At 53.6% G+C, this 19,089-nt stretch carries 16 protein-coding genes; 13 read left to right on the top strand and 3 right to left on the bottom strand.

The window, feature by feature from the left end; genetic code table 11:
• Positions 1-49: 49 nt before the first annotated feature.
• Positions 50-1,312, top strand: coding sequence for a PAS domain-containing sensor histidine kinase (locus RHJ80_RS04820; RefSeq protein ID WP_206201301.1), 1,263 nt, complete (start codon positions 50-52; stop codon positions 1,310-1,312).
• On the opposite strand, the gene RHJ80_RS04815 is transcribed toward RHJ80_RS04820, so the two are convergent.
• Complete coding sequence (locus RHJ80_RS04815; RefSeq protein ID WP_310801577.1) at positions 1,307-3,625, bottom strand: diguanylate cyclase domain-containing protein; 2,319 nt, start codon at positions 3,623-3,625, stop codon at positions 1,307-1,309. The two genes, RHJ80_RS04820 and RHJ80_RS04815, sit on opposite strands and share 6 nt — an antisense overlap.
• Positions 3,626-4,068: 443 nt before the next feature.
• Between RHJ80_RS04815 and RHJ80_RS04810 the strand changes: the two genes are divergently transcribed.
• The 6 genes from RHJ80_RS04810 to RHJ80_RS04785 all read left to right on the top strand — a co-directional run bounded on the left by RHJ80_RS04810 (position 4,069) and on the right by RHJ80_RS04785 (position 9,876).
• Positions 4,069-5,940: a serine/threonine-protein phosphatase gene (locus tag RHJ80_RS04810; RefSeq protein ID WP_310801576.1), complete on the top strand. Its 1,872-nt coding sequence runs from the start codon at positions 4,069-4,071 to the stop codon at positions 5,938-5,940.
• Positions 5,940-7,004 carry a tRNA preQ1(34) S-adenosylmethionine ribosyltransferase-isomerase QueA gene (gene queA / locus RHJ80_RS04805; protein ID WP_206201298.1) on the top strand — a complete coding sequence of 355 codons (1,065 nt, stop codon included), beginning with the start codon at positions 5,940-5,942 and terminating at the stop codon, positions 7,002-7,004. Before RHJ80_RS04810 ends, queA begins: the two co-directional genes overlap by 1 nt.
• A 443-nt stretch (positions 7,005-7,447) precedes the next feature.
• A complete protein-coding gene (locus tag RHJ80_RS04800; protein WP_206201297.1) occupies positions 7,448-7,645 on the top strand; it encodes a hypothetical protein in 198 nt (65 codons plus the stop codon).
• A gap of 60 nt (positions 7,646-7,705) precedes the next feature.
• Positions 7,706-8,518 carry a carbon-nitrogen hydrolase family protein gene (locus RHJ80_RS04795; RefSeq protein WP_310801575.1) on the top strand — a complete coding sequence of 271 codons (813 nt, stop codon included), beginning with the start codon at positions 7,706-7,708 and terminating at the stop codon, positions 8,516-8,518.
• 120 nt (positions 8,519-8,638) lie between these two features.
• Positions 8,639-8,836, top strand: coding sequence for a hypothetical protein (locus RHJ80_RS04790; protein ID WP_206201295.1), 198 nt, complete (start codon positions 8,639-8,641; stop codon positions 8,834-8,836).
• Between the two features lie 173 nt (positions 8,837-9,009).
• Positions 9,010-9,876: an alpha/beta hydrolase gene (locus RHJ80_RS04785; RefSeq protein WP_310801574.1), complete on the top strand. Its 867-nt coding sequence runs from the start codon at positions 9,010-9,012 to the stop codon at positions 9,874-9,876.
• A gap of 12 nt (positions 9,877-9,888) precedes the next feature.
• Here RHJ80_RS04785 and RHJ80_RS04780 read toward each other — a convergent pair whose 3' ends face one another.
• A complete protein-coding gene (locus RHJ80_RS04780; RefSeq protein WP_310801573.1) occupies positions 9,889-10,422 on the bottom strand; it encodes a P-loop NTPase family protein in 534 nt (177 codons plus the stop codon).
• Between the two features lie 163 nt (positions 10,423-10,585).
• Between RHJ80_RS04780 and RHJ80_RS04775 the strand changes: the two genes are divergently transcribed.
• The 5 genes from RHJ80_RS04775 to RHJ80_RS04755 all read left to right on the top strand — a co-directional run bounded on the left by RHJ80_RS04775 (position 10,586) and on the right by RHJ80_RS04755 (position 14,493).
• Complete coding sequence (locus RHJ80_RS04775) at positions 10,586-11,233, top strand: DUF3386 domain-containing protein (protein ID WP_302678993.1); 648 nt, start codon at positions 10,586-10,588, stop codon at positions 11,231-11,233.
• A gap of 2 nt (positions 11,234-11,235) precedes the next feature.
• The gene (locus tag RHJ80_RS04770) at positions 11,236-12,444 is read left to right on the top strand and encodes a ribonuclease Z (protein WP_310801572.1); all 1,209 of its coding nucleotides are present in this window, start codon (positions 11,236-11,238) and stop codon (positions 12,442-12,444) included.
• A gap of 135 nt (positions 12,445-12,579) precedes the next feature.
• A complete protein-coding gene (locus RHJ80_RS04765; protein ID WP_149817400.1) occupies positions 12,580-12,810 on the top strand; it encodes a hypothetical protein in 231 nt (76 codons plus the stop codon).
• Positions 12,811-12,864: 54 nt separating this feature from the next.
• Entirely contained in the window at positions 12,865-14,034 is a 1,170-nt protein-coding gene (locus tag RHJ80_RS04760) for a cysteine desulfurase family protein (RefSeq protein WP_302678992.1), read from the top strand.
• A gap of 9 nt (positions 14,035-14,043) precedes the next feature.
• On the top strand, positions 14,044-14,493 hold the full coding sequence (locus RHJ80_RS04755; protein WP_206201289.1) for a hypothetical protein: 450 nt from the start codon (positions 14,044-14,046) through the stop codon (positions 14,491-14,493).
• On the opposite strand, the gene RHJ80_RS04750 is transcribed toward RHJ80_RS04755, so the two are convergent.
• Positions 14,490-18,212: an EAL domain-containing protein gene (locus tag RHJ80_RS04750; protein WP_310801571.1), complete on the bottom strand. Its 3,723-nt coding sequence runs from the start codon at positions 18,210-18,212 to the stop codon at positions 14,490-14,492. The two genes, RHJ80_RS04755 and RHJ80_RS04750, sit on opposite strands and share 4 nt — an antisense overlap.
• Positions 18,213-18,924: 712 nt before the next feature.
• Here RHJ80_RS04750 and RHJ80_RS04745 point away from each other — a divergent pair.
• Complete coding sequence (locus RHJ80_RS04745) at positions 18,925-19,080, top strand: hypothetical protein (RefSeq protein ID WP_206201287.1); 156 nt, start codon at positions 18,925-18,927, stop codon at positions 19,078-19,080.
• The last annotated feature ends 9 nt before the right edge of the window (positions 19,081-19,089 follow it).

The following is a 19,089-nucleotide window of genomic DNA, read 5'->3' as shown; positions in this document are numbered from 1 at the left end:
AAACCAACTCGGAATAATCCTAGAATAGAGGCGATTCTGACACTTAGGCATGGAGTTGATCTTTTTTGGGGTTGGCCTGCTGTTGGGGCTAATGGTCTGGTTCTGGCAGTGGCAGCAAGTGCGACACGCTTTGGAGACGCTCCTTGAGCAGTACGCGGCTCGCCCCTTCAAATCCTCACCGTGGCAACGCTTGCGAACCCTACTCAGCCAACAGCTTCAGGAACAGGAACGCTGCCGTCAGAAAATGCTGCGCTGTCAAACGCTCCTTGAATATGCCCCCATTGCCTATTTGGAGGTGGATGAGGCCAATTGCGTGGTCTGCTGTAACGAGGCGGCGCGATCGCTCCTTGGTTTGGTGCATCCCGAAGGCCGCCTTGTTTTGGAACTGGTGCGCTCCTATGAATTGGACTGTCTCATCCAAGAGGTGCGCCAAGAGGAAACGATGCGGGAGCAGGAATGGCTCTATGCCTACCTCACACCGACGGGGCAAACCAAGCGCAAACCCCTGCGGGCACGGGGACTCTGCCTTGGCGAGGGGCATGTGGGTGTATTTATTGAGGACTGCGAAGAGGTGGTGCGGCTGCGGGATGAGCGCGATCGCTGGGCAGCGGATGTCGCCCATGAACTGAAAACCCCCTTGACCTCCCTGCGCTTGGTGACTGAAACCCTACAACAACGGGTGCCGGAGTCCTTACGGGATTGGGTCGATCGCCTCCTTGAGGAAATTATTCGCCTCAGCCTCCTTGTTCAAGAACTCCTAGAGTTAAACCGCCTGAGTCACACTCCCGCCGATAGCCTTGAGCGGCATCCCCTTGACCTTGTCCAACTCATTGATACTGCGTGGCAATCCCTCGCCCCCCTCGCTGCGGCTAAAAACATTCACCACGAGTACACAGGCCCAGAGCAATTTTCCTACTGCGGCAATGAATCGCAACTGTTTCGGCTCCTGGTCAATCTTTATGACAACGCCATTAAATACGGCCCTGTGGGTGGTCAAGTGCTGACGCGGCTGCTGAGCGATCGCGAGGGGGGCTATCTGTGTCTCGAAGTCATTGATACGGGCAGTGGCTTTCCCCCCAAGGACTTACCCTATGTGTTTGAACGCTTTTATCGGGCACAGGCACGGCGGCATCGCTTTGTGATTCCTACGGATAGTGAAGGGCGGATGCCCCCCGTCGGTAGTGGTAGTGGCCTAGGATTAGCCATTGCTCGCCAAATTGTTGAATGCCATGGCGGCTATATGCAGGCGGCGAATCATCCCGACTATGGCGGCGCATGGTTGCGTATTTATCTGCCTCTGACTTCGCTATAGTTCCTTGGCGACCCAGCGATCGCGCCCAAGGGTCTTCGCCTCGTAGAGACACTGATCCGCCAGATGCAACAACATGGCTGGCTCATGCTCTGGAGTGGGCAGCGTCGTTCCAATCCCAAAGCTGGCCGTTAGCTTTGGCCCAACGGTACTTTTAGCATGGGTGATATTAGCCTCCGCCAGCGCTGCCTGAATCTTCTCAACAATATGGATAGCTCCCCTTTGGTCGGTACTGGGCAGCAAGAGGGCAAACTCTTCCCCACCAAAGCGCGTGGCCAAATCCCCCGCCCGCTGTAGATGGCTTTCTAAAATTTCTGCTACCTGCTTGAGAATTTGATCGCCCTGCAAATGGCCGTAGTGATCGTTGTAGGCTTTGAAGCAATCAATATCCAGCATCACTAAACTTAACGGTTGTTGCTCCCGCTGACAGCGTCGCCATTCCTTTGCAAACAGTTCATCAAAGCAGCGGCGATTGCCAATATCCGTCAGACTGTCAATGTACACCATCTGCTGCAGATTGGCATTGGCGGCTTCCAACGCGGCATACATCTCCGCCTGCTGCAGTGCTACTGTTAGGGGTTCAGCAATCCGTTGCAGTAGGAACAGCTCCTCCCGCTGCCAGAGGCGAGGGCCACGACACTGGTGGGCAATCAGCAGTCCCCAGAGGTCTTGCCCCTGAAGTAGTGGCACCACGAGATTGGCCTGAACTTGCAGGCTGAGTAGTAGCTCGCGGTAGCAATCCTGTAATTGCGCTTGATTGACATCGCTAATGGTTACAGTGCGTCCTTCTAGAAACCGCTGCGCTGTCTCTTTACTAAAACAGGGATCGTGAATCACTTGACCTAGGATTGAATACTGCGGCGAGGTGGTGGCTTCCACTTCCACAACGCCACTGCCATCGGCTAAAAAGCGGTAAATCAGCACGCGATCGCTCAGAAGCAGTTGTTGAATACTGGTGACTGCCCGCTGCAAAATGTCCTCTAAGCGAATGGACTGGCGAATGTCCTGAATGATTGTGCTGACAATCATTTCCCGCTCTAGGGCAGTTTTTAGCCGCTCTTCTGTGCGCTGTTGCTCCGACACATCTAACAGCACCCCATGGAGCATGTGACTCTGGGGATCTAGCTGCCCGCGATCGCTCAACCAGCGGAAACAACCATCGCGGTGTTGAATACGATAGGTGGTACTGTAGGCACGCTGCTGCCGAATCGCCTGTTCAATATCCCGTTCCGCCAAGGCCAAATCCGGCGCTGGGATAATCTGGCGCAGATCCGGTAAATCTTGGGGAAAGTAACCCGTGAGGTGATAAATCTGATCGCTAACATAGCTAAACCGCCACAGGCGATCGCGATCGCGCCGATAGATCGCAACGGGCAAATGACTAATCAGAGTGTTATAGCGCTGTTCGCTCTCCGTAATCGCCACCGTAATCGCCTGTTGCCGTGACAGTTGCCAGCGCAGTTCCGCCGTGGCCTTATTGAGCTCTTGGGTTAGCACCTGAATCACCCCTTGAGCTTCCGTAATGTCAATGGCCGCCAAAAGATTACTTTGGGTCACAATCCCCACCATTTGACCATCATCGTCCACAACCACCACCCGCCGCACTTGGTGCTCCTTGAGGAAATGATTCACCTGCCACAAACTTTGATTGGGCTTCACGGTCAGCACGGGCTGAGACATAATACTGCCAACGGTTCCTGTGAGCACTCCCCCTTGGCCCTGCAGTGCCTCAAAAATATCCTTTTCCGTAATAATGCCGCGCGGCAGCACACCCGAGGCGGATGTCTCAGGAACCACTAAACTGGTGACCCCCCGTTCGGTCATCAGGACAGCGGCCTCCTGTAGCGAAGCTTCCGCTGCAATGGTGGCCACATCGGGTACCATCACCTCCGCCACCCGTTTAATTCGCAGGAGATCCACAGGGCGCAGGCTCTCCCGAAAGGCTTGGCGGGTCAGCAGTCCTTCAACCCGTCCCGATTCATTGACCACGGCAAGGGCATCCACGCCCAAGTAGCGAAAACGCCCTAAAATCGCCAGTGGATCATCCAGATCACTGAGGCGCAGGCAATAATCCGATGGCAGCATGATCTGGGCAGCCGTGATCGCCTGTGGCGAGTAACCCTTACCAAGGGCACGGATCACTTCCCGTTGGGTGATCAAGCCCCGAAACTGTCCCTGCTCTTCGACGACTAAACCCAATCCTTGGTTGCTTTGTAATCCTTGGAGAATCTCATTGAAGGAACCCCTTGGAGCGATCGTCACTAACTGAGCCTGTACCAAGGCTTGCAAATTTAAGCCTGAATTCAATTGCTCCATAGTGCCCCTCTTTCGCCAAGATATACTGTTAAAATAATGTCTAAAGTTGTGTCTATCGTTTTTAATCGTTCTGGCAAATAAAAACAAGACTTACAAAAGTTTGTATCACTAATTGTGATCCTTTTTACCGCGGATTAATTATTCTAATTCTATCTTGATAGTTCGTGGCAACCTCAGGGATGTTGACAGGGCTGAATAAGCCCTTGTCTAAAATATGGGATGTGAGTTTCTTCTGTAGGGGCTTTCACCGTTTTGAGTGTGTTCGATCCATCGCCAAAGAGCTGTCACTGGGATATTCCGCTGTTGCCGGAGAAAAGCTAGGATAGGGAATTGAATGTATTCTATTCGCTGCTGCTATGGACTAGCGAATTACTGGATCAGAGACGTTGTGCGTACCTGCTGCGGGTGATTGTGACTGCGGCAGCCCCCTCAGGATTGAAGCGATGAATCCACCTGCGCCTAATCTCATTTGCCCAGAGTGTGGCACTGCAAATTCCATTCACCAAGTTGAGTGTTGCCACTGTCAGGTGCCACTCCTGAAACGCTACTTGTGGGCGATCGGTTCTGGTTTGGATCCCTACAGGGTGGGTGAACTGTTGGGCGATCGCTATCTAGTGCAAGGCAAACACTTGCTCTTAGACCTATTGCCGGGGGAGCCAGCGCCCAGTGTGGACAACACCTCCCAGCTCTACCGTCCCTATCTGCGCCTCTTTCCCAAGCGTCCCCATGTCCCGGAATTATTTGGCGCCCTTTCCCTCCCTGAAGGTGAACTGTTGCTCCTTGAGCATGCCCCCGTCAGTTGCATTGACATTGCCGATGCCAAAGTTGCCCCCGGTCTCACCCATGCCGCTCCCCTCACCACCATCTGGGAGAAAGCCAATTTAGTACGCCGCCTCAACTGGTTATGGCAAATCATCTCCCTTTGGCCAGCCTTGGTGGCAGAAAATGTGGCTCTCACACTGCTCAATCCCCAGCTTTTGCGAGCCGAGGGATCCCTTGTGCGGCTGCTGCAACTGCAAGCAGGCCATAATCCCACCTTGACTGACCTTGGCAAATTCTGGCAAACCCATTTCAGTTTTAGCGACCAAGGGGAAAACTTTCAGCAGGCCTTCACGATCCTGTGTCAACACATGCAGGATCCTCAGGAAACCACCCCTGAATTTATTCGTGACACCCTAGAGACCCTCTTTCAACAGGCCCTCGACAGCCTCGGTTATGAGTACCACTACGATATTGCTAGCCGCTCCGACCAAGGGCCTAGTCGGACTCGCAATGAGGACAAATGCTTTCCAGAGCGCGATCTCACGAGCCAATCACAGGTGCTCGCCCTCGTGTGTGATGGCGTCGGGGGGCATGAAGGGGGCGATGTCGCTTCCGGTTTGGCCATTGACATTCTTGAGGAGACGCTAACCCCCCTCAAGCTGCTGGAGATGTCCCCTGCTACAGTTGAACAGGCGATTCAAACCGCTATTCGCCGCACCAATGATGCAATCAATCAACGCAATGATACGGAGCAGCGCCACGAACGCCAGCGCATGGGAACCACAGTTGTCGGTGCCCTGATTGAACACGCCCATCTTTACCTTGCCCACATTGGCGATAGCCGCGCCTACTGGATCAACCGCTGGGGCTGCTACCAGCTCACCCTCGATGACGACGTGGCCAGCCGTGATGTGCGCTTGGGGATGAGTACCTACCATCAAGCCCTTGAGCTGCCCTACGGTGGTTCCTTGGTGCAAGCGTTGGGGATGGCACCCTCCCAGCATCTGCACCCCACAGTAGAACGCTTTTTACTGGATGAAGAGGGAATTCTTTTGCTGTGTTCCGACGGCCTCAGTGATTTTAATCGTGTCGAAACCTACTGGCCACAGTACCTCCTGCCTGTGCTCCAAGGTCAGCTTGCCCTCACTGCTGCGGCTGAACAACTCATTGATCTTGCCAATCGCCTCAATGGCCATGACAATGTGACGGTGGTGCTCATTCACTGTCGGGTGAAGAATACATCCGGTGTCATTGACTTGGACTACAGCGATATTGTTTGTCAAGGGGAGTTGCCAGAGGTGACAGACATTACAATGGGCTACGTCCCCCCACCCGATCCAGCGGATCTCGACCTGACGGTTTCCCAGATTGTGGAACCCCCTCAACCCCAACCTAAACCGCCGCCAGCCCAAAGGTCTCGTTTCCAAGCGTGGCTGCTACTGCTGGTGGCTGTGGGCGTTGCCACCGCTGCCCTTGGCTTTCTGGCTGTGATCACTTCTATGAATCGCTCTGTGGTAGAGCCATCCCCCTCACCGTTGACCCCACCCCAATAATGCCGAGTTCTGACGATTTTTCCCTCGACGCCTACGACTATCACCTGCCTCCGGAACGGATTGCCCAACAGCCCGTTTCTCCCCGCGATCATTCCCGCCTGATGGTGGTGGCACAGGAGACTGCTACCGATCACCACTTCTATGAGCTACCGCAACTGTTGCAACCGGGGGATTTGCTAATACTCAATGATACACGGGTGATTCCGGCACGGCTGAGGGGTCAAAAAGTGGGCGGCTCTGGCCGTACCGTTGAGGTGTTTCTTCTCGAAGAATTGAGCGATCGCCAGTGGCTAGCCCTTGTCAAACCGGGACGAAAATTGCGCCCTGGAGCCGTGATTCAAATCGGCACACTGCAAGCAACGGTACAGGCCATTGATGAGGAGACCCGAGGCCGGGTGATTGAATTTGACCTGCCGCCGGGCGATCGCCTGTGGTCCTATCTTGATCACCTAGGGGAAGTGCCCTTACCTCCCTACATTGACAACCCCATTGAAGATACTGAACAATACCAAACCGTCTATGCTCGCCGTCCCGGTGCTGTGGCTGCGCCAACCGCTGGCTTGCACTTTACCCCCGAACTCTTGAGTAAGTTGGCCTATCACGGCATTGATCATTGTTTTTTGACGCTCCACGTGGGCATTGGCACCTTTCGTCCTGTGGAGGCCAGCGATATTCGCCATCACCATCTCCACGAAGAATGGATTGAGGTACCGGCTGCTACCGTCGAGCGGATTCAGGCCGCCAAAGCTGACGGAGGACGGATTATTGCCGTCGGCACCACTGTTATTCGCTCCCTAGAAACGGCAGCCCAATCCGGCACCCTTCAGCCCTTTTGTGGCAAGAGTGATCTCTATATCTATCCGGGGTATCAGCCCAAGATAGTCGAGGGCTTCATTACCAACTTTCATCTGCCCCGCTCTAGTTTGATGATGCTCGTCAGTGCCTTTATTGGCCGCGAACGGTTGCTTCAGTTGTACCAACAGGCCATCGATCGCCAGTACCGCTTCTATTCCTTTGGCGATGCCATGCTCATTTTGCCCAGCGCTTGCCACAATACCGTTTGAGTGTGCTATCTTAAAGCCAGTTGTTTTGCAAACTACCGTTCAGGGAGATGGAGGTGATGCCCATGGCAGATAGTAGTAAACGCTTGGGTCGTCGTTTTGGAGTAGCTCAGCTCTAGGGAAGAGTTGTTCTCCATCTGTTGATTTGAAATCACACCTAGGAGGCCACTTCTCCTAGCAGTTGATACCCACGATAACCACCAGACCGCTCCTAAGGCCTTCCTTGGGGGCGGATGGCTTTTTAGGGGCATGTTGGGGCGTCTGAGCGATAGTGTAGTTTTGTGACTAGGCATTAAAAAACATTTCAGATGCTGGGTGGCGAATGGGGTAGCGATCTATAGTAGGGGCAACCGGAACGTCGCCATTATTGGCCAGAGAAGACAAATTGAGAGTGAACAACGACTAATGATGGTGGACTCTGGAACTGTTGCGTTCTGAGAGCAGCCATGGCCGTTCAATTCTTACCCCAAAAAACACGGCAAAAAACGCCGCGCTTGCATCCCATTAGTGGTCCCAAGCTACTGCTAGTCGTGCTGTTGAACCTCTTTATTGCCGGCTATGTCTTTTGGGCCTACCGCACTGCCCATGAGCATCAGCTCCCGACCCAACGCAATCCGATCTTCCGGAACCTGCGTTCTCGCTAGACTTGCCCTAGGCAGATTGTGACGATAGAATGAGGGATTGCTGTCTTTTTTTCAATGGGCATGAAATCCTATCTCGCTGCCGCAGTACAAATGACGAGCCAGCCGAATCTTGAGGCAAATTTAGCACAGGCAGAGGAATTGATTGAACTGGCGGTGAGACGGGGTGCAGAACTTGTAGGGTTGCCAGAAAACTTTTCTTTTCTCGGTGACGATCGCGAGAAGGTCGCCCAAGCGGCAACAATCGCTGAGCGGACTGAGGCTTTTTTGAAACGCATGGCGCAGCGATTTCAGATTACCTTAGTGGGGGGTGGCTACCCAGTACCAGCAACTGCAGGCAAAGTCTATAACACAGCAGTCCTCATTGGTCCTAGCGGAGAAGAATTGAGCCGTTACCAAAAGGTACATTTATTTGATGTCGATTTGCCCGATGGCAATATCTACCACGAATCGGGCACAGTGCTAGCGGGACGGCAGTTGCCCTCTGTCTATCCCAGTAAGGAACTGGGGAATATCGGCTTGTCGGTGTGCTACGACGTTCGCTTTCCAGAACTTTACCGCGCGCTCTCCCAAGCGGGGGCAACGGTGCTGTTTGTGCCGGCGGCCTTTACCGCCTTCACGGGTAAGGATCACTGGCAAGTTCTCCTACAAGCGCGGGCGATTGAAAATACCTGCTACGTGATTGCACCGGCTCAGACGGGAATTCACTATGCGCGGCGGCAAACCCATGGCCATGCCATGATTGTGGACCCTTGGGGAACCATTTTGGCGGATGCCGGCGATCGCCCCGGCCTCGCCATTGCGGCCATTGAACCCAGCCGCCTTGAGCAAGTGCGTCAACAAATGCCCTGCCTGCAACACCGTGTCTTTTTCTGATTTGTGAGCCAATTGTGAAATAAATCGTAACATGGCATACAGACAGGGGGAGTTTCCTACGCTATCGTAGAACCATAGGTGAATCCTTGCCCTCACTCCAAACCGACTAGGAGAGTATCTATGGATAGCGTTACGGTTCCCAATCCGCAAGCCTCCGCCGAGGTTTGGAACTCCCTGAAGCGGGCGATCGCCCACAGTTCGGGTTTTCAGCGTTGGCTGAGCGAAAAGCAGGCCAGTGTTGTCGTTGAGCAGCCCACGGATCTTGATGCTTGCGTTACCGCTTACCTGCGTCAGGCTCTCGAAACCCTTGCCTATTAAAAATTGGTAAGAATTGTAAGCTTTGCCCCTATACGAGGAGCATTCTGACTCCTGAGGTCACATATTACCCTCACGGCGCATTCCTTGGGGGGGTTGATATTCGAGGTTGGGGCAACCCTATCCTTTGGCGTTCCCTTGGTTATAGTGGTAAAGTGCCAGCCCCCAAGGTGCATATGATTGAAGGCCCGTGGATCCATAAGTTTATTGTCTCCAATGGGATTCGTCTCCACTATGTCACCCAAGGAGAAGGGGAGTTAGTGCTGCTGCTCCATGGCTTTCCCGAGTTTTGGTACTCTTGGCGACATCAAATTCCTGTCTTGGCGGAAAAGCACAAAGTCGTTGCCCTAGATTTGCGCGGCTATAATCTCAGCGATAAACCCCAAGATACCGCTAGCTATGTTCTTGACGAGTTAATTCTCGACATTGTTGGTGTCATTGACGGCCTTGGCTATCGTCGCTGTCATTTGGTGGGGCATGATTGGGGAGGGATGGTGGCTTGGGGCGTGGCCTATGCGGTGCCGCAGCGGATTCAAACCCTGAGTGTGCTAGCCTGTCCCCATCCTGCTAAGTTTCAACTGTTGAGTTTCGAGCAATGGTTGCGCAGTAGCTATATGCTGCTGTTTCAACTGCCGTGGCTGCCGGAGCTGCTCTTGGAGTGGGGGGGCTATGGAGCGATCGCCCAAATCTTTCGCTGGGCAGCGGTGAACCAGCAGGCAATTCGGGCGGTGGACATTGCCCGCTATCAGGATGCGGCCGCCCAACGGGGTGCCCTATCGGGAATGCTCAACTACTACCGTGCCGGGTTGCAAAGTCTCTGGAGTCGGGAGTGGGGCGTCCTAGATGTACCAACCTTGATGCTCTGGGGGCGCCAAGACCCCACCTTGGGTATGGAACTCACCTACGGCACGGAAGCCTACGTCAAGGAACTGAAAATTCAATACTTGGACTACTGTGGCCACTTTGTGCAGCAGGAGCAACCCGATTTGGTCAATGAGTATTTGCTAGAGTGGCTAGAGACCGTTTCTGCTGCCCTAAATTAGACCTAAACCAACCTAAATTAAACGCCGCAACTGTGTAATTTGGTCAGCGATCGCCAGCAGCGATTCTGGCATTTCAGGTCCTGTCAGCATGACATCGAGAGTACGTGGGCGATTCTGGAGAAAATCCAGTACCTCCGCTTCACTCAGCACCCCCAGTTGAATGGCCACACTCACCTCATCTAAGACCACCAGACGATACTCCCCCCTTTGCACCGTCGTTTGCAGATGCTGCCATAGCTCACGTACTGCCGCCTTTTCTTGAGGAGTCAGGGTGTCCGTTTCTCCTAAACAGCGTTGCAGCGCCGGTCGCCACCACGTGAGATGCTGTCCCAACTGAATCGGGTGTTCAATCCCCGTTTGAATTCCCCCCTTGAGCAATTGAACAATGATGACGCTGCTGCCTTGAGCAGCTACCCGCAACGCTTGCGCCATGACCGTGGTGAAAAAGTGCCGCTGCCGACAGGTAAACACCTGCACCACTCCCTCAATACCATAGGTTAGGGGCAAGCCTGCCTCAGAAACGGAAACCGCGAGTTGTGCCACCATCGTGTTCCTGTCCAGTTAAAAAGGAGAACGACCCCCTAGGGGTTATACATCTAGTGTAGTGCGCAATGATTTAACCCTAGTGAACACTAGATATACGTGGTCGTCAAGGGGTCAGAAAATTGAGTTATCTTAAAACAATGTGACTGTTACTGAGGATGCCCCCATGCCAGCGACACAGGCTCTTGATGCTGAGGCGCTCTTTCGCGCTGCCTACGAAAATCGTTACACATGGGATGAGAATTTTCCCGGCTTTACGGCCAAGGTCACGCTCATTGAGGGCGATCGCACGTACCACGGGCAGGTAAAAGTGAGCCGCGACTACGCCGTTGAAGTGAGTGGCATAGAAGACGAACAAGTTCGCGAATCCCTCTACAACCAATTGCGGGATGTGATTGTCCACCGCAAGCGCAACCGTTTTGAAGAGGCCCACGGCAAAAACACCTTCCAAACTGGGGAAACCGACGCCAGTGGGGCAGTGGAAATCCTCGTTAGCGGTGACGCCATGGGGTCGAACTACAAGGTGCGGGACAATCAAATTGTCTATGTCAGCCGTGTCATGGGGCGAGTTGCCTTTGCCATTACCCACCGTGAAGCCCTTGATACCGGTGCAGGCTACATTTCCACCAACTATGTGGCTGTCTTCCGCAATCCGCAAACCAACGAAGTGCTGCGGCAAATGGAGTTTGAGGATACCTATGTGCCCGTCGGCAATTACTACCTGATGAGCCGGCAGGTGGTGCGCACCCATGAAAATGGCCAAACCAGCACCGTGGAAATTCGTTTTGATGACCTGCAACTCCTAGACGACTAAGCGTGGAAATTACATTTCTAGGCACCAGTTCTGGGGTACCCACCCGCACCCGCAATGTTTCCAGTGTGGCTCTGCGGCTGCCTCAGCGCAAGGAAATTTGGCTCTTTGACTGCGGTGAGGCCACCCAGCACCAATTGCTGCGCAGTGACCTGCGAACCAGTCAGATCCGCCGCATTTTCATTACCCACATGCACGGCGATCACATCTTTGGCCTGATGGGCTTGCTTGCCAGTTGTGGCCTTGCGGGAACCGTGAGTCAAATTGATGTCTATGGCCCGCCGACATTGGATCGCTACATTGCCAGTTGTTTGCGCTGGTCTGTGATGCGGCTTCCCTACAAGTTGCAGGTGCATACCGTCGAGCCGGGGGAAGTCTTTAGTGATGGCGAGTTTACGGTGACCTGTCGGCTGCTGCATCATCGAGTACCTGCCTTTGGCTACCGCGTCACTGAGAGCGATCGCCCCGGTCGCTTTCATGTGGAAAAAGCCCAAGCCTTGGGAATTCCCTTTGGGCCACTGTATGGTCAACTCAAGCAGGGCAAAACGATCACCCTCGCAGATGGCCGCACCTTTGATGGCCGCGACTTCTGTGATCCACCGCAGCGGGGGCGCAGTATGGTTTATTGCACCGATACAGTCTTTTGTGAAAGCGCGGTTGAGTTAGCCCAGCAGGCGGATGTCCTCATCCACGAGGCGACATTTTCCCATCAGGAGGCGGATCTGGCTTTTGCACGGCTGCATTCTACATCCACGATGGCGGCTCAGGTGGCGACCTTTGCCCAAGTGAAATTGCTCTTCCTCACCCACTTTAGTGCCCGCTACGCCCCCGGCAATCCCGTGCAGGTGGAGGATCTGCTTGCGGAAGCACAAGCCATTTTCCCCAATACTCGTCTGGCGCGTGATTTCCTGCGCTATGAGATTCCCCGCAATGGCGTGATGTCCAAGGAAGTCTCCTGCAGCAATCCAGAAGTACTGGCAACGCCCAGTGTAGACAAAGGGGAGCCAACAGCAGATCAGGTGGCGCAGAAAAATACCCCCGCGATCGCCATCAACCGTGCCACGCGCCAGCAGATGCAGCAGAAACTGGGAATTGACGCTGCTACAGCCAATGCGATTTTGGAGCGGCGGCGGCAGCAAAAGTTTACCTGCCTAGAGGAACTCGAACGCCTGTATCCGCAGGTGGCATGGGACACCCTCAACGTGGAGTTCTAAAGAGCAACTATTTTCAGTCTCAAATAGGAACTTGTGATTGAGATCAACGTCTTTGTGTGCTGTTGATCACAGTTAAGCTTTGTGAAGCACTGGCATAGTTGAGACCATACACGCAAATTGCAAGGGGATTGGTGTATGACGCTGCTGGAGCTAATCCGCCGTATTCAGGCGACTCGGATCGTAACCCCTGCTCAAGAGCGGCAGATCAATGAATTGTTGTGGCAGCGTTCCCTGAGCGCCACGGAATATCAAGCAATGCAGGAGCTGGTTACGGGGATTATTGCGGGGGAAATTCAAGTCATCTCTCAGATTCAGCGGTTTGGCAGCAAAAAGGAGCTAGGGAATAATCGGTTACAATTGGCTTAAGGGACTGGGTTTTATGACAGTTCCGCCATTGGTTTTTGGGAGCTGCTCCTGCCCATGCAACTGTATTTCGACTATGGTGCAACAACCCCCTGTCGAGCAGAGGCTATTGCAGCGATGGTGGCGGCCTATGAACAGCAGTGGGGTAATCCATCGAGTATTCACGAGTGGGGGCAACGTGCAGCGATCGCCCTTGAACAGGCACGGATGCAGGTGGCAGCACTGATTCATGCCCAAGCGGATGAAATCATTTTTACCTCTGGGGGCACAGAAGCGGATAATCTTGCCCTGTGGGGAATTTGCCAACGCTATCGCCAACCTCAGCATTTAATTATTTCGGCGGTCGAGCATTCAGCGGTGGCCAAACCGGCGGCTGCCCTTGAAGCTCAAGGCTGGCAAGTGACCCGCTTAGCGGTGAATCCCTGGGGAGAGGTGGAACCCGCCCAACTACAGCAGGCCCTGCAACCGAACACGGTCTTGGTCTCGATCATCTACGGCCAAAGTGAGGTGGGCACGCTGCAACCCATTGCTGAACTCGCAGCCATTTGCCAAGAGGCGGGGGTGCTTTTCCATACGGATGCGGTTCAAGTGGCCGGACGAGTTCCCTTGGATGTGCAACGGCTAGGGGTGGATTTACTCTCGCTGTCCAGTCATAAAATTTATGGCCCTCAGGGAGCGGGGGCGCTCTATGTGCGATCGGGGGTACCCCTAGAACCGCTCTTGCGTGGCGGGGGACAAGAACTGGACCTCAGGGCGGGAACCCAAGCAGTGCCAACCTTGGTGGGTTTTGGGGTGGCAGCGGAATGGGCCGCCACTGAACTAGCGACAGAACCGATGCGCCTTGCTCAACTGCGCGATCGCCTGTGGCAGCAGTTGCAGGATCATCCGCAAGTGGAACGAACAGGGCATCCATGGCAGCGGTTGCCCCATCATTTGAGTTTGATCGTGCGCGATCGCCACGGCCAGCCCTTGAATGGCAAAACCTTTGTACGGCAACTCAACCTTGCGGGCATTGGCATTAGTGCGGGATCCGCCTGTCAAAGTGGTCAAACCCAACCCAGTCCCACCCTCTTGGCCATGGGCTACGATCCTGAAACCGCCAAAGCGGGAATACGCATTACCTTGGGGCGAGAGACCACCGCTGCCGATGTCGATTGGCTGGCCATGGTGCTGCGGCAATATCTTGCAGAGGCGATCGCCCCCCCCTTAGCGGTATCTCTTTCCTAGGGTGTATCCATGGTGTGGGCGGCATTATCTGCACAGGGGACTTGGGCACTGGCCAGCTATGGCGTGGTTGCCACCCTGATTCTGCTGTGGACAATTCTGCGATCGCTACAACACCCCTCGCAAAAAGCCGCCCTCGAAGCCGAAGTCGTGCGACTGCAAGATCACTGCAATCAACTCCAGCACCAACTTCAGGCAATAGCCGCCGAAAATCAACAATTGCGAGCAGGCAGCGATTACTGGCAACAGCAACACCAAGCCCTCAATGCTCAACTCACCACCCTAGAAACCACCTATCACCAACTGGAGATGAACCTTCAACGTCTCGAACAGGAGCGCGATCGCCTGCAACAGGCACTGCAACAGCCCGCCGACTGGTGGCAGGAAATGACGAAAAACTATCAAAGTTGGTGGGAAAGCCTGCCCTTTCTTCCCCATGAGGATACCAGCAGCAAGTCCTAGGACAAGCGATTAATCGGCAATGGTGGATAGAAGAGGTAGCCTTGGCCATAGCGACAACCGAGGTCGATTAATTGGGCGGCTTGGGTTGCTGTCTCCACCCCCTCTGCCACCACATCTAAGCGCAGGCTTTTACCGAGGGCAATCACGGCACCAATAATTTCCCGTGCCGCTTGGCTTTTCTCTAAGTTCTGGACAAAGGAGCGATCAATTTTCAGGGCGTGGATCGGTAACTGATGCAACCGACTCAGGGAGGAATAGCCCGTGCCAAAGTCATCAATGTTGAGGGCAACCCCCAGTTGTTGCAGTTCCTCGGCCACCTGCAATGTGGCTTCAAGGTTGCGGATCATGGTCGTTTCCGTAATCTCCAGATGCAACAGATGAGGGGGCAATTGGGCACGGCGCAGCGCCGCCAAAATATCACTGACAAAGTTGGCATCCACCAGTTGTTGAGGCGAGATATTAATGCCCAAGGTCATGGTCTGGCGACGGCTGTCCTGTTGCCGCCACTGGCTGAATTCCTGCATCGCCCGTTCAAAGACCTGTCGGCCAAGGCTAACAATGAGACCGGCTTGCTCCGCAAGGCCAATAAATTCGGCGGCAGGAATTTCACCCTTTTCAGGATCAAACCAACGGCTCAGAGCCTCAAGACCCACGATCGCCCCCGTCTCCAGTTCAACAATGGGCTGAAAATAGACCTGTAGCTCACTGTTGGCGATCGCCTGATGCAGTTGACTCTCCAGCGTAAAGCAACTCTGGGCTTGGGTGTGCATTTGCGGGTCAAAAATCCGATACTGCCCCAGCCCCTGTTTTTTCGCTTGGTACATGGCAATATCGGCATCCCGCAACAGGGTAGTGGCCGAGGTGTCGGCGCGATCGCTAAAGGTGACGCCAATGCTGGCACTGAGACTTAACAGATGGCCATCAATGACCAAGGGCTCCTGAATCACCCGCTCTAGATCGGCAACCCGTGCTTCTACCTGAGCCACCATTTGCTCAGGATCCAGATCTTCACACAGCACCACAAACTCATCGCCACTCAGGTGAGCCAAGGTATCCCCCTCCGGCACCACACTTTGCATCCGCTGGGCAAGGGTAATCAGCACCTGATCTCCTGCTTGGTGTCCCAAGCTATCGTTAACCCGCTTAAAGCGATCAATATCAATAAAAACAACCGCAAAGGGGCGATCGCGATGGCGTTGATACTGCCGCCAGCAATGCTGCAATCGGTCTTGGAGCAGCGTACGGTTCGGCAGTCCCGTTAGGGCATCGTGGAGGGCATCGTGAATCAGCTGCTCCTCCATTTGCTTGCGGCGGGTAATGTCGCGTCCCACACATTGATACTCCACACAGCGACCCTGGTGATCAAAAAAAGCGCGGGTTGTCCATTCAAACCAAAGAATCTGGTCTTGGGGCAATGTCACCCCACACTCAATTGTGCTGAGGGGCTGCGCTGGTGTGAGGGCTTGCAGATGCTGTTGGAAGCGTTGCTGCGTCACCGCATCAAAGGGATGCTGGAGCACATCCCCCAGATCACAATTGATGCCCGCAGCAGCAAGATAGCGAAAGAAGGCGGGATTGCCAAAGGTGAGGTGTCCTTCAGGGGTACAGCGGTAGAGCAGTTCTGTTTGAGCCTCCAGCACCCGCCGATAGCGTTCTTTTTCCTGATGCAGCCCAGTCACCAGTTCGGCGCGGTTGATGCCAAAGCCCAGTTGTTCGCCCAGTTGGCGGATCAATTCGACCTCGTCACTTGCCCAAGGTCGAGGAGAAGAGCAGTGGTGGCACAGGAGTAATCCCCAGAGACGTTCCTCCTCAATAATCGGTACCACTAAGAGGGCACGCACCTGCAATTGGTTGAGAAAGTCGCGATGACACTGGGTTATTTCAGCGGTGTTAATATCAGCAACCGCCAGTACCCGTCCCTGAAGATAGGCTTCGGCAGACTCACGGTCGAAACAGGGGTCATAGAAGGTGCGGTGCATGAGAGAAAACTGCGGTGCCGCCACCGATTCAGCCACCACCTCACCCCGGCCATCGGCATAGAACTGGAAAAGCAGTGTGCGATCGACCCCCAGCAGTTGACGCACTTCCTCAAGGGCGGTTTTAAGAACTGTTTCCAGATCAAGGGAACGGCGAATTTTCAAGGTTAGCCGATGCAGGAGTTCCGCTTGGGTTTGCCGTCGCTGTAACGAAGTAGTGGAGTCCACCTGAAGCGTAATATTCCGGAAGAAAACGGCAAGGCCTCGGCCAGTGGGAAAAGCCCGTACCGCAAACCATTGGTTCAGCCCCTCATAGAAGGCTTCAAATTGGACGGGAGTTTGCTCTGCCATTGCCCGCCGACTTTGGCTTTCAAAAATTGAGTTGCGCTCATCGGGAAAGAGATCCCAGAGGTTTTGCCCCAGCATCTCTGAGGCAGATTTCCCCACTAGACGGCAAAAATTCCCGTTGACATAGATAACTGTGAAGTCGCGATCCACTTCAAAAAAGTGATCCGACATGCTCTCCAAAATATCAGTCACTTGGTTGTAGGCCGCTTGCAGGCGATCGCTAAATTGGCGCTGTTCCGTGACATCCCGTGCAGCACCATAGATGCGCCCTTGACTGAGCAGGCCTTGCCATTCGTACCAGCGATAGTCTCTCCCTTGGGTGCGCAGGCGAATTGTGTGGTTACTGATTTGCTCCCCAGCAAGGAGACGTTGCTGCATCTCCCGATGGCGGGGGCGATCGCCGGGGTGGAGAAATTCCTCAAACTTTGCCCCTGCCAACCGATTCAGGTCATAGCCCAAGCAGGTATGCCAGTGTTGATTCACCCGCCGCAGCCGTCCCTCACTATCGGCAATCATAAATAGCTCTAGGGAGGAGCCAAAGAAATACTCTAATTCAGCCGTTTTTTGGGCAATTTCTGCTTGCAGACGCATGCGATCGCTAATGTCCCGCTGCACACCAAAGTGGCCAATGATTTCCTTATTTTGGTTGTAGAGACACACATAATTCCCCTCAACCCAAAAGGAGCTACCATCGCGGCGGTGCAGTTCAATTTCAATGTGAAAATAGCCCAGATCAAAGAGTGCTCGCCACAGCCGTTTGGCGAGTTCCAGATCATCCTTAAAGCAAATGCGCGGCGTCAGGCCAATCAGCTCCTGCGGCGGTAATTGATACTGCTGGGCAAAGGCACTGTTGACACGCGTAATCCGCTGATGATCAAGGACATACTCCAAGATTTCCTCTTTGTTGACCGTGTCATCCCAGCGAATGGGCTGATCCAACATCATGAAGAAGCAGGCCTCAAGGGATTGTTGAAAAAAGGCTTCCAGTAGTTCTTGCTTGGCTTGTAGCTCTAGCTCGAGTTGACGGCGACGGGTAATATCCCGCGATGTGGAGACTAAAAATAAAACATTTCCCCCTGCATCACAAATGGGGTGCGTGAGGGTTTCCAACCAAACATATCCGCCATGCTTTTTGCGGATGCGATAGGTTTCTATCACATTCACACTGCCTTGCAGGGCGAGGGCATGGGCACCACTGCGAATGCGCTCTGCATCCTCAGGATGAAATAATGTGTAGGGACTCTTACCAATCAGTTCTCCAGGAGAATAGCCTAAAAGGGTTTTGCTGGAGGGAGTCACATATAAATAGTTGCCATCCGGTTCGTGCAGGCAAATGAGATCATCGGTGTAGTTGACCAATAATTCAGTAAAGTGCTCAAATTCATCTATAATCATTCGCTAGAATCCACAATTTTTATCACGCATTAAGATACTTCTGGACGTTTTACACTATAAAACTTTAAGTAATGATTAACAATTTTAGCGAATGACAGCCCTTTCCTGAAATATCAGCGACATAACGGGAGTGCGGTGCTCTGCCATCGGGGCTTTTACCGGGGTGAGGGTGTTCGATCGCTGTGAAAAGGGCGATACGACCAGAAATGCCCCACTGCAATGCCCTAGCTGTTCATATGATCCTTGACAAAGACTTGCTCACCCCCTAAAATGCCTATTGGCAGTTGGAAGATTTCCTAGGCTGCTGGCATTTGTCTATTTTTGGAGATTTTCTTAATGGAGTCTAGTAGGAGTCACTGTAATGCTGCTTCTGGTGACCCCATCTCCGCTAATGAAGATCCCTGCCATAGGTGGAGCCTCTCTCCCCTAAGGATCGCCGAGGTGAATTCAGACTTGTCTGCTGCCTAATGGCTTGAACTTCTGGTTCATCTCCGCGCGTTCCAAGGCAGTCGATCTGCAAATGGAGATGGATCACGAAGCAAATTGGTCAATAGGTCTCAGTCTCGTATCTACCTGAGTCTGCCTAAGGTTGGCTGGCTCAAATCTGTTTGTTGTTGAGAGCGATCGCCCGTAGTCAAGCGTTTTTATTGAACGACTACTTTTCATCGCTCAAGTTGTTGCGTGGCAAAACCATTAGCAACGGAGAGTTTCTATGTTTGAAGTTTGTTTGTTCAGCATGATGGCCGAAATGCTGGGAATTACCCTTTCGGAAGTGCTGGGTGTTGCCCTTGGCCACCTGATGATTACGGTCATGAGCCAAGCGATCGCCCACTTGGGAGAGTTCTCACCCTTTGAGTTGTCTCGTTAAACCCTAAAA

This window comes from Thermosynechococcus sp. QS41 (genome assembly GCF_031583515.1).
Classification (GTDB): domain Bacteria; phylum Cyanobacteriota; class Cyanobacteriia; order Thermosynechococcales; family Thermosynechococcaceae; genus Thermosynechococcus.
Note: the sequence above shows the minus strand (reverse complement) of the source record. Positions and strands in the feature narration are given on the sequence as shown.

Bases quoted from the DNA above. Each gene is read 5' to 3' on its own strand.
- RHJ80_RS04815 (WP_310801577.1), bottom strand. From the start codon at position 3,625: ATGGAGCAATTGAATTCAGGCTTAAATTTGCAAGCCTTGGTACAGGCT.
- RHJ80_RS04745 (WP_206201287.1), top strand. From the start codon at position 18,925: ATGTTTGAAGTTTGTTTGTTCAGCATGATGGCCGAAATGCTGGGAATT.
- RHJ80_RS04810 (WP_310801576.1), top strand. From the start codon at position 4,069: ATGAATCCACCTGCGCCTAATCTCATTTGCCCAGAGTGTGGCACTGCA.
- RHJ80_RS04800 (WP_206201297.1), top strand. From the start codon at position 7,448: ATGGCCGTTCAATTCTTACCCCAAAAAACACGGCAAAAAACGCCGCGC.
- RHJ80_RS04820 (WP_206201301.1), top strand. From the start codon at position 50: ATGGAGTTGATCTTTTTTGGGGTTGGCCTGCTGTTGGGGCTAATGGTC.
- RHJ80_RS04765 (WP_149817400.1), top strand. From the start codon at position 12,580: ATGACGCTGCTGGAGCTAATCCGCCGTATTCAGGCGACTCGGATCGTA.
- RHJ80_RS04755 (WP_206201289.1), top strand. From the start codon at position 14,044: ATGGTGTGGGCGGCATTATCTGCACAGGGGACTTGGGCACTGGCCAGC.
- RHJ80_RS04760 (WP_302678992.1), top strand. From the start codon at position 12,865: ATGCAACTGTATTTCGACTATGGTGCAACAACCCCCTGTCGAGCAGAG.
- queA (WP_206201298.1), top strand. From the start codon at position 5,940: ATGCCGAGTTCTGACGATTTTTCCCTCGACGCCTACGACTATCACCTG.
- RHJ80_RS04795 (WP_310801575.1), top strand. From the start codon at position 7,706: ATGAAATCCTATCTCGCTGCCGCAGTACAAATGACGAGCCAGCCGAAT.
- RHJ80_RS04750 (WP_310801571.1), bottom strand. From the start codon at position 18,212: ATGATTATAGATGAATTTGAGCACTTTACTGAATTATTGGTCAACTAC.
- RHJ80_RS04785 (WP_310801574.1), top strand. From the start codon at position 9,010: ATGATTGAAGGCCCGTGGATCCATAAGTTTATTGTCTCCAATGGGATT.
- RHJ80_RS04790 (WP_206201295.1), top strand. From the start codon at position 8,639: ATGGATAGCGTTACGGTTCCCAATCCGCAAGCCTCCGCCGAGGTTTGG.
- RHJ80_RS04780 (WP_310801573.1), bottom strand. From the start codon at position 10,422: ATGGTGGCACAACTCGCGGTTTCCGTTTCTGAGGCAGGCTTGCCCCTA.
- RHJ80_RS04775 (WP_302678993.1), top strand. From the start codon at position 10,586: ATGCCAGCGACACAGGCTCTTGATGCTGAGGCGCTCTTTCGCGCTGCC.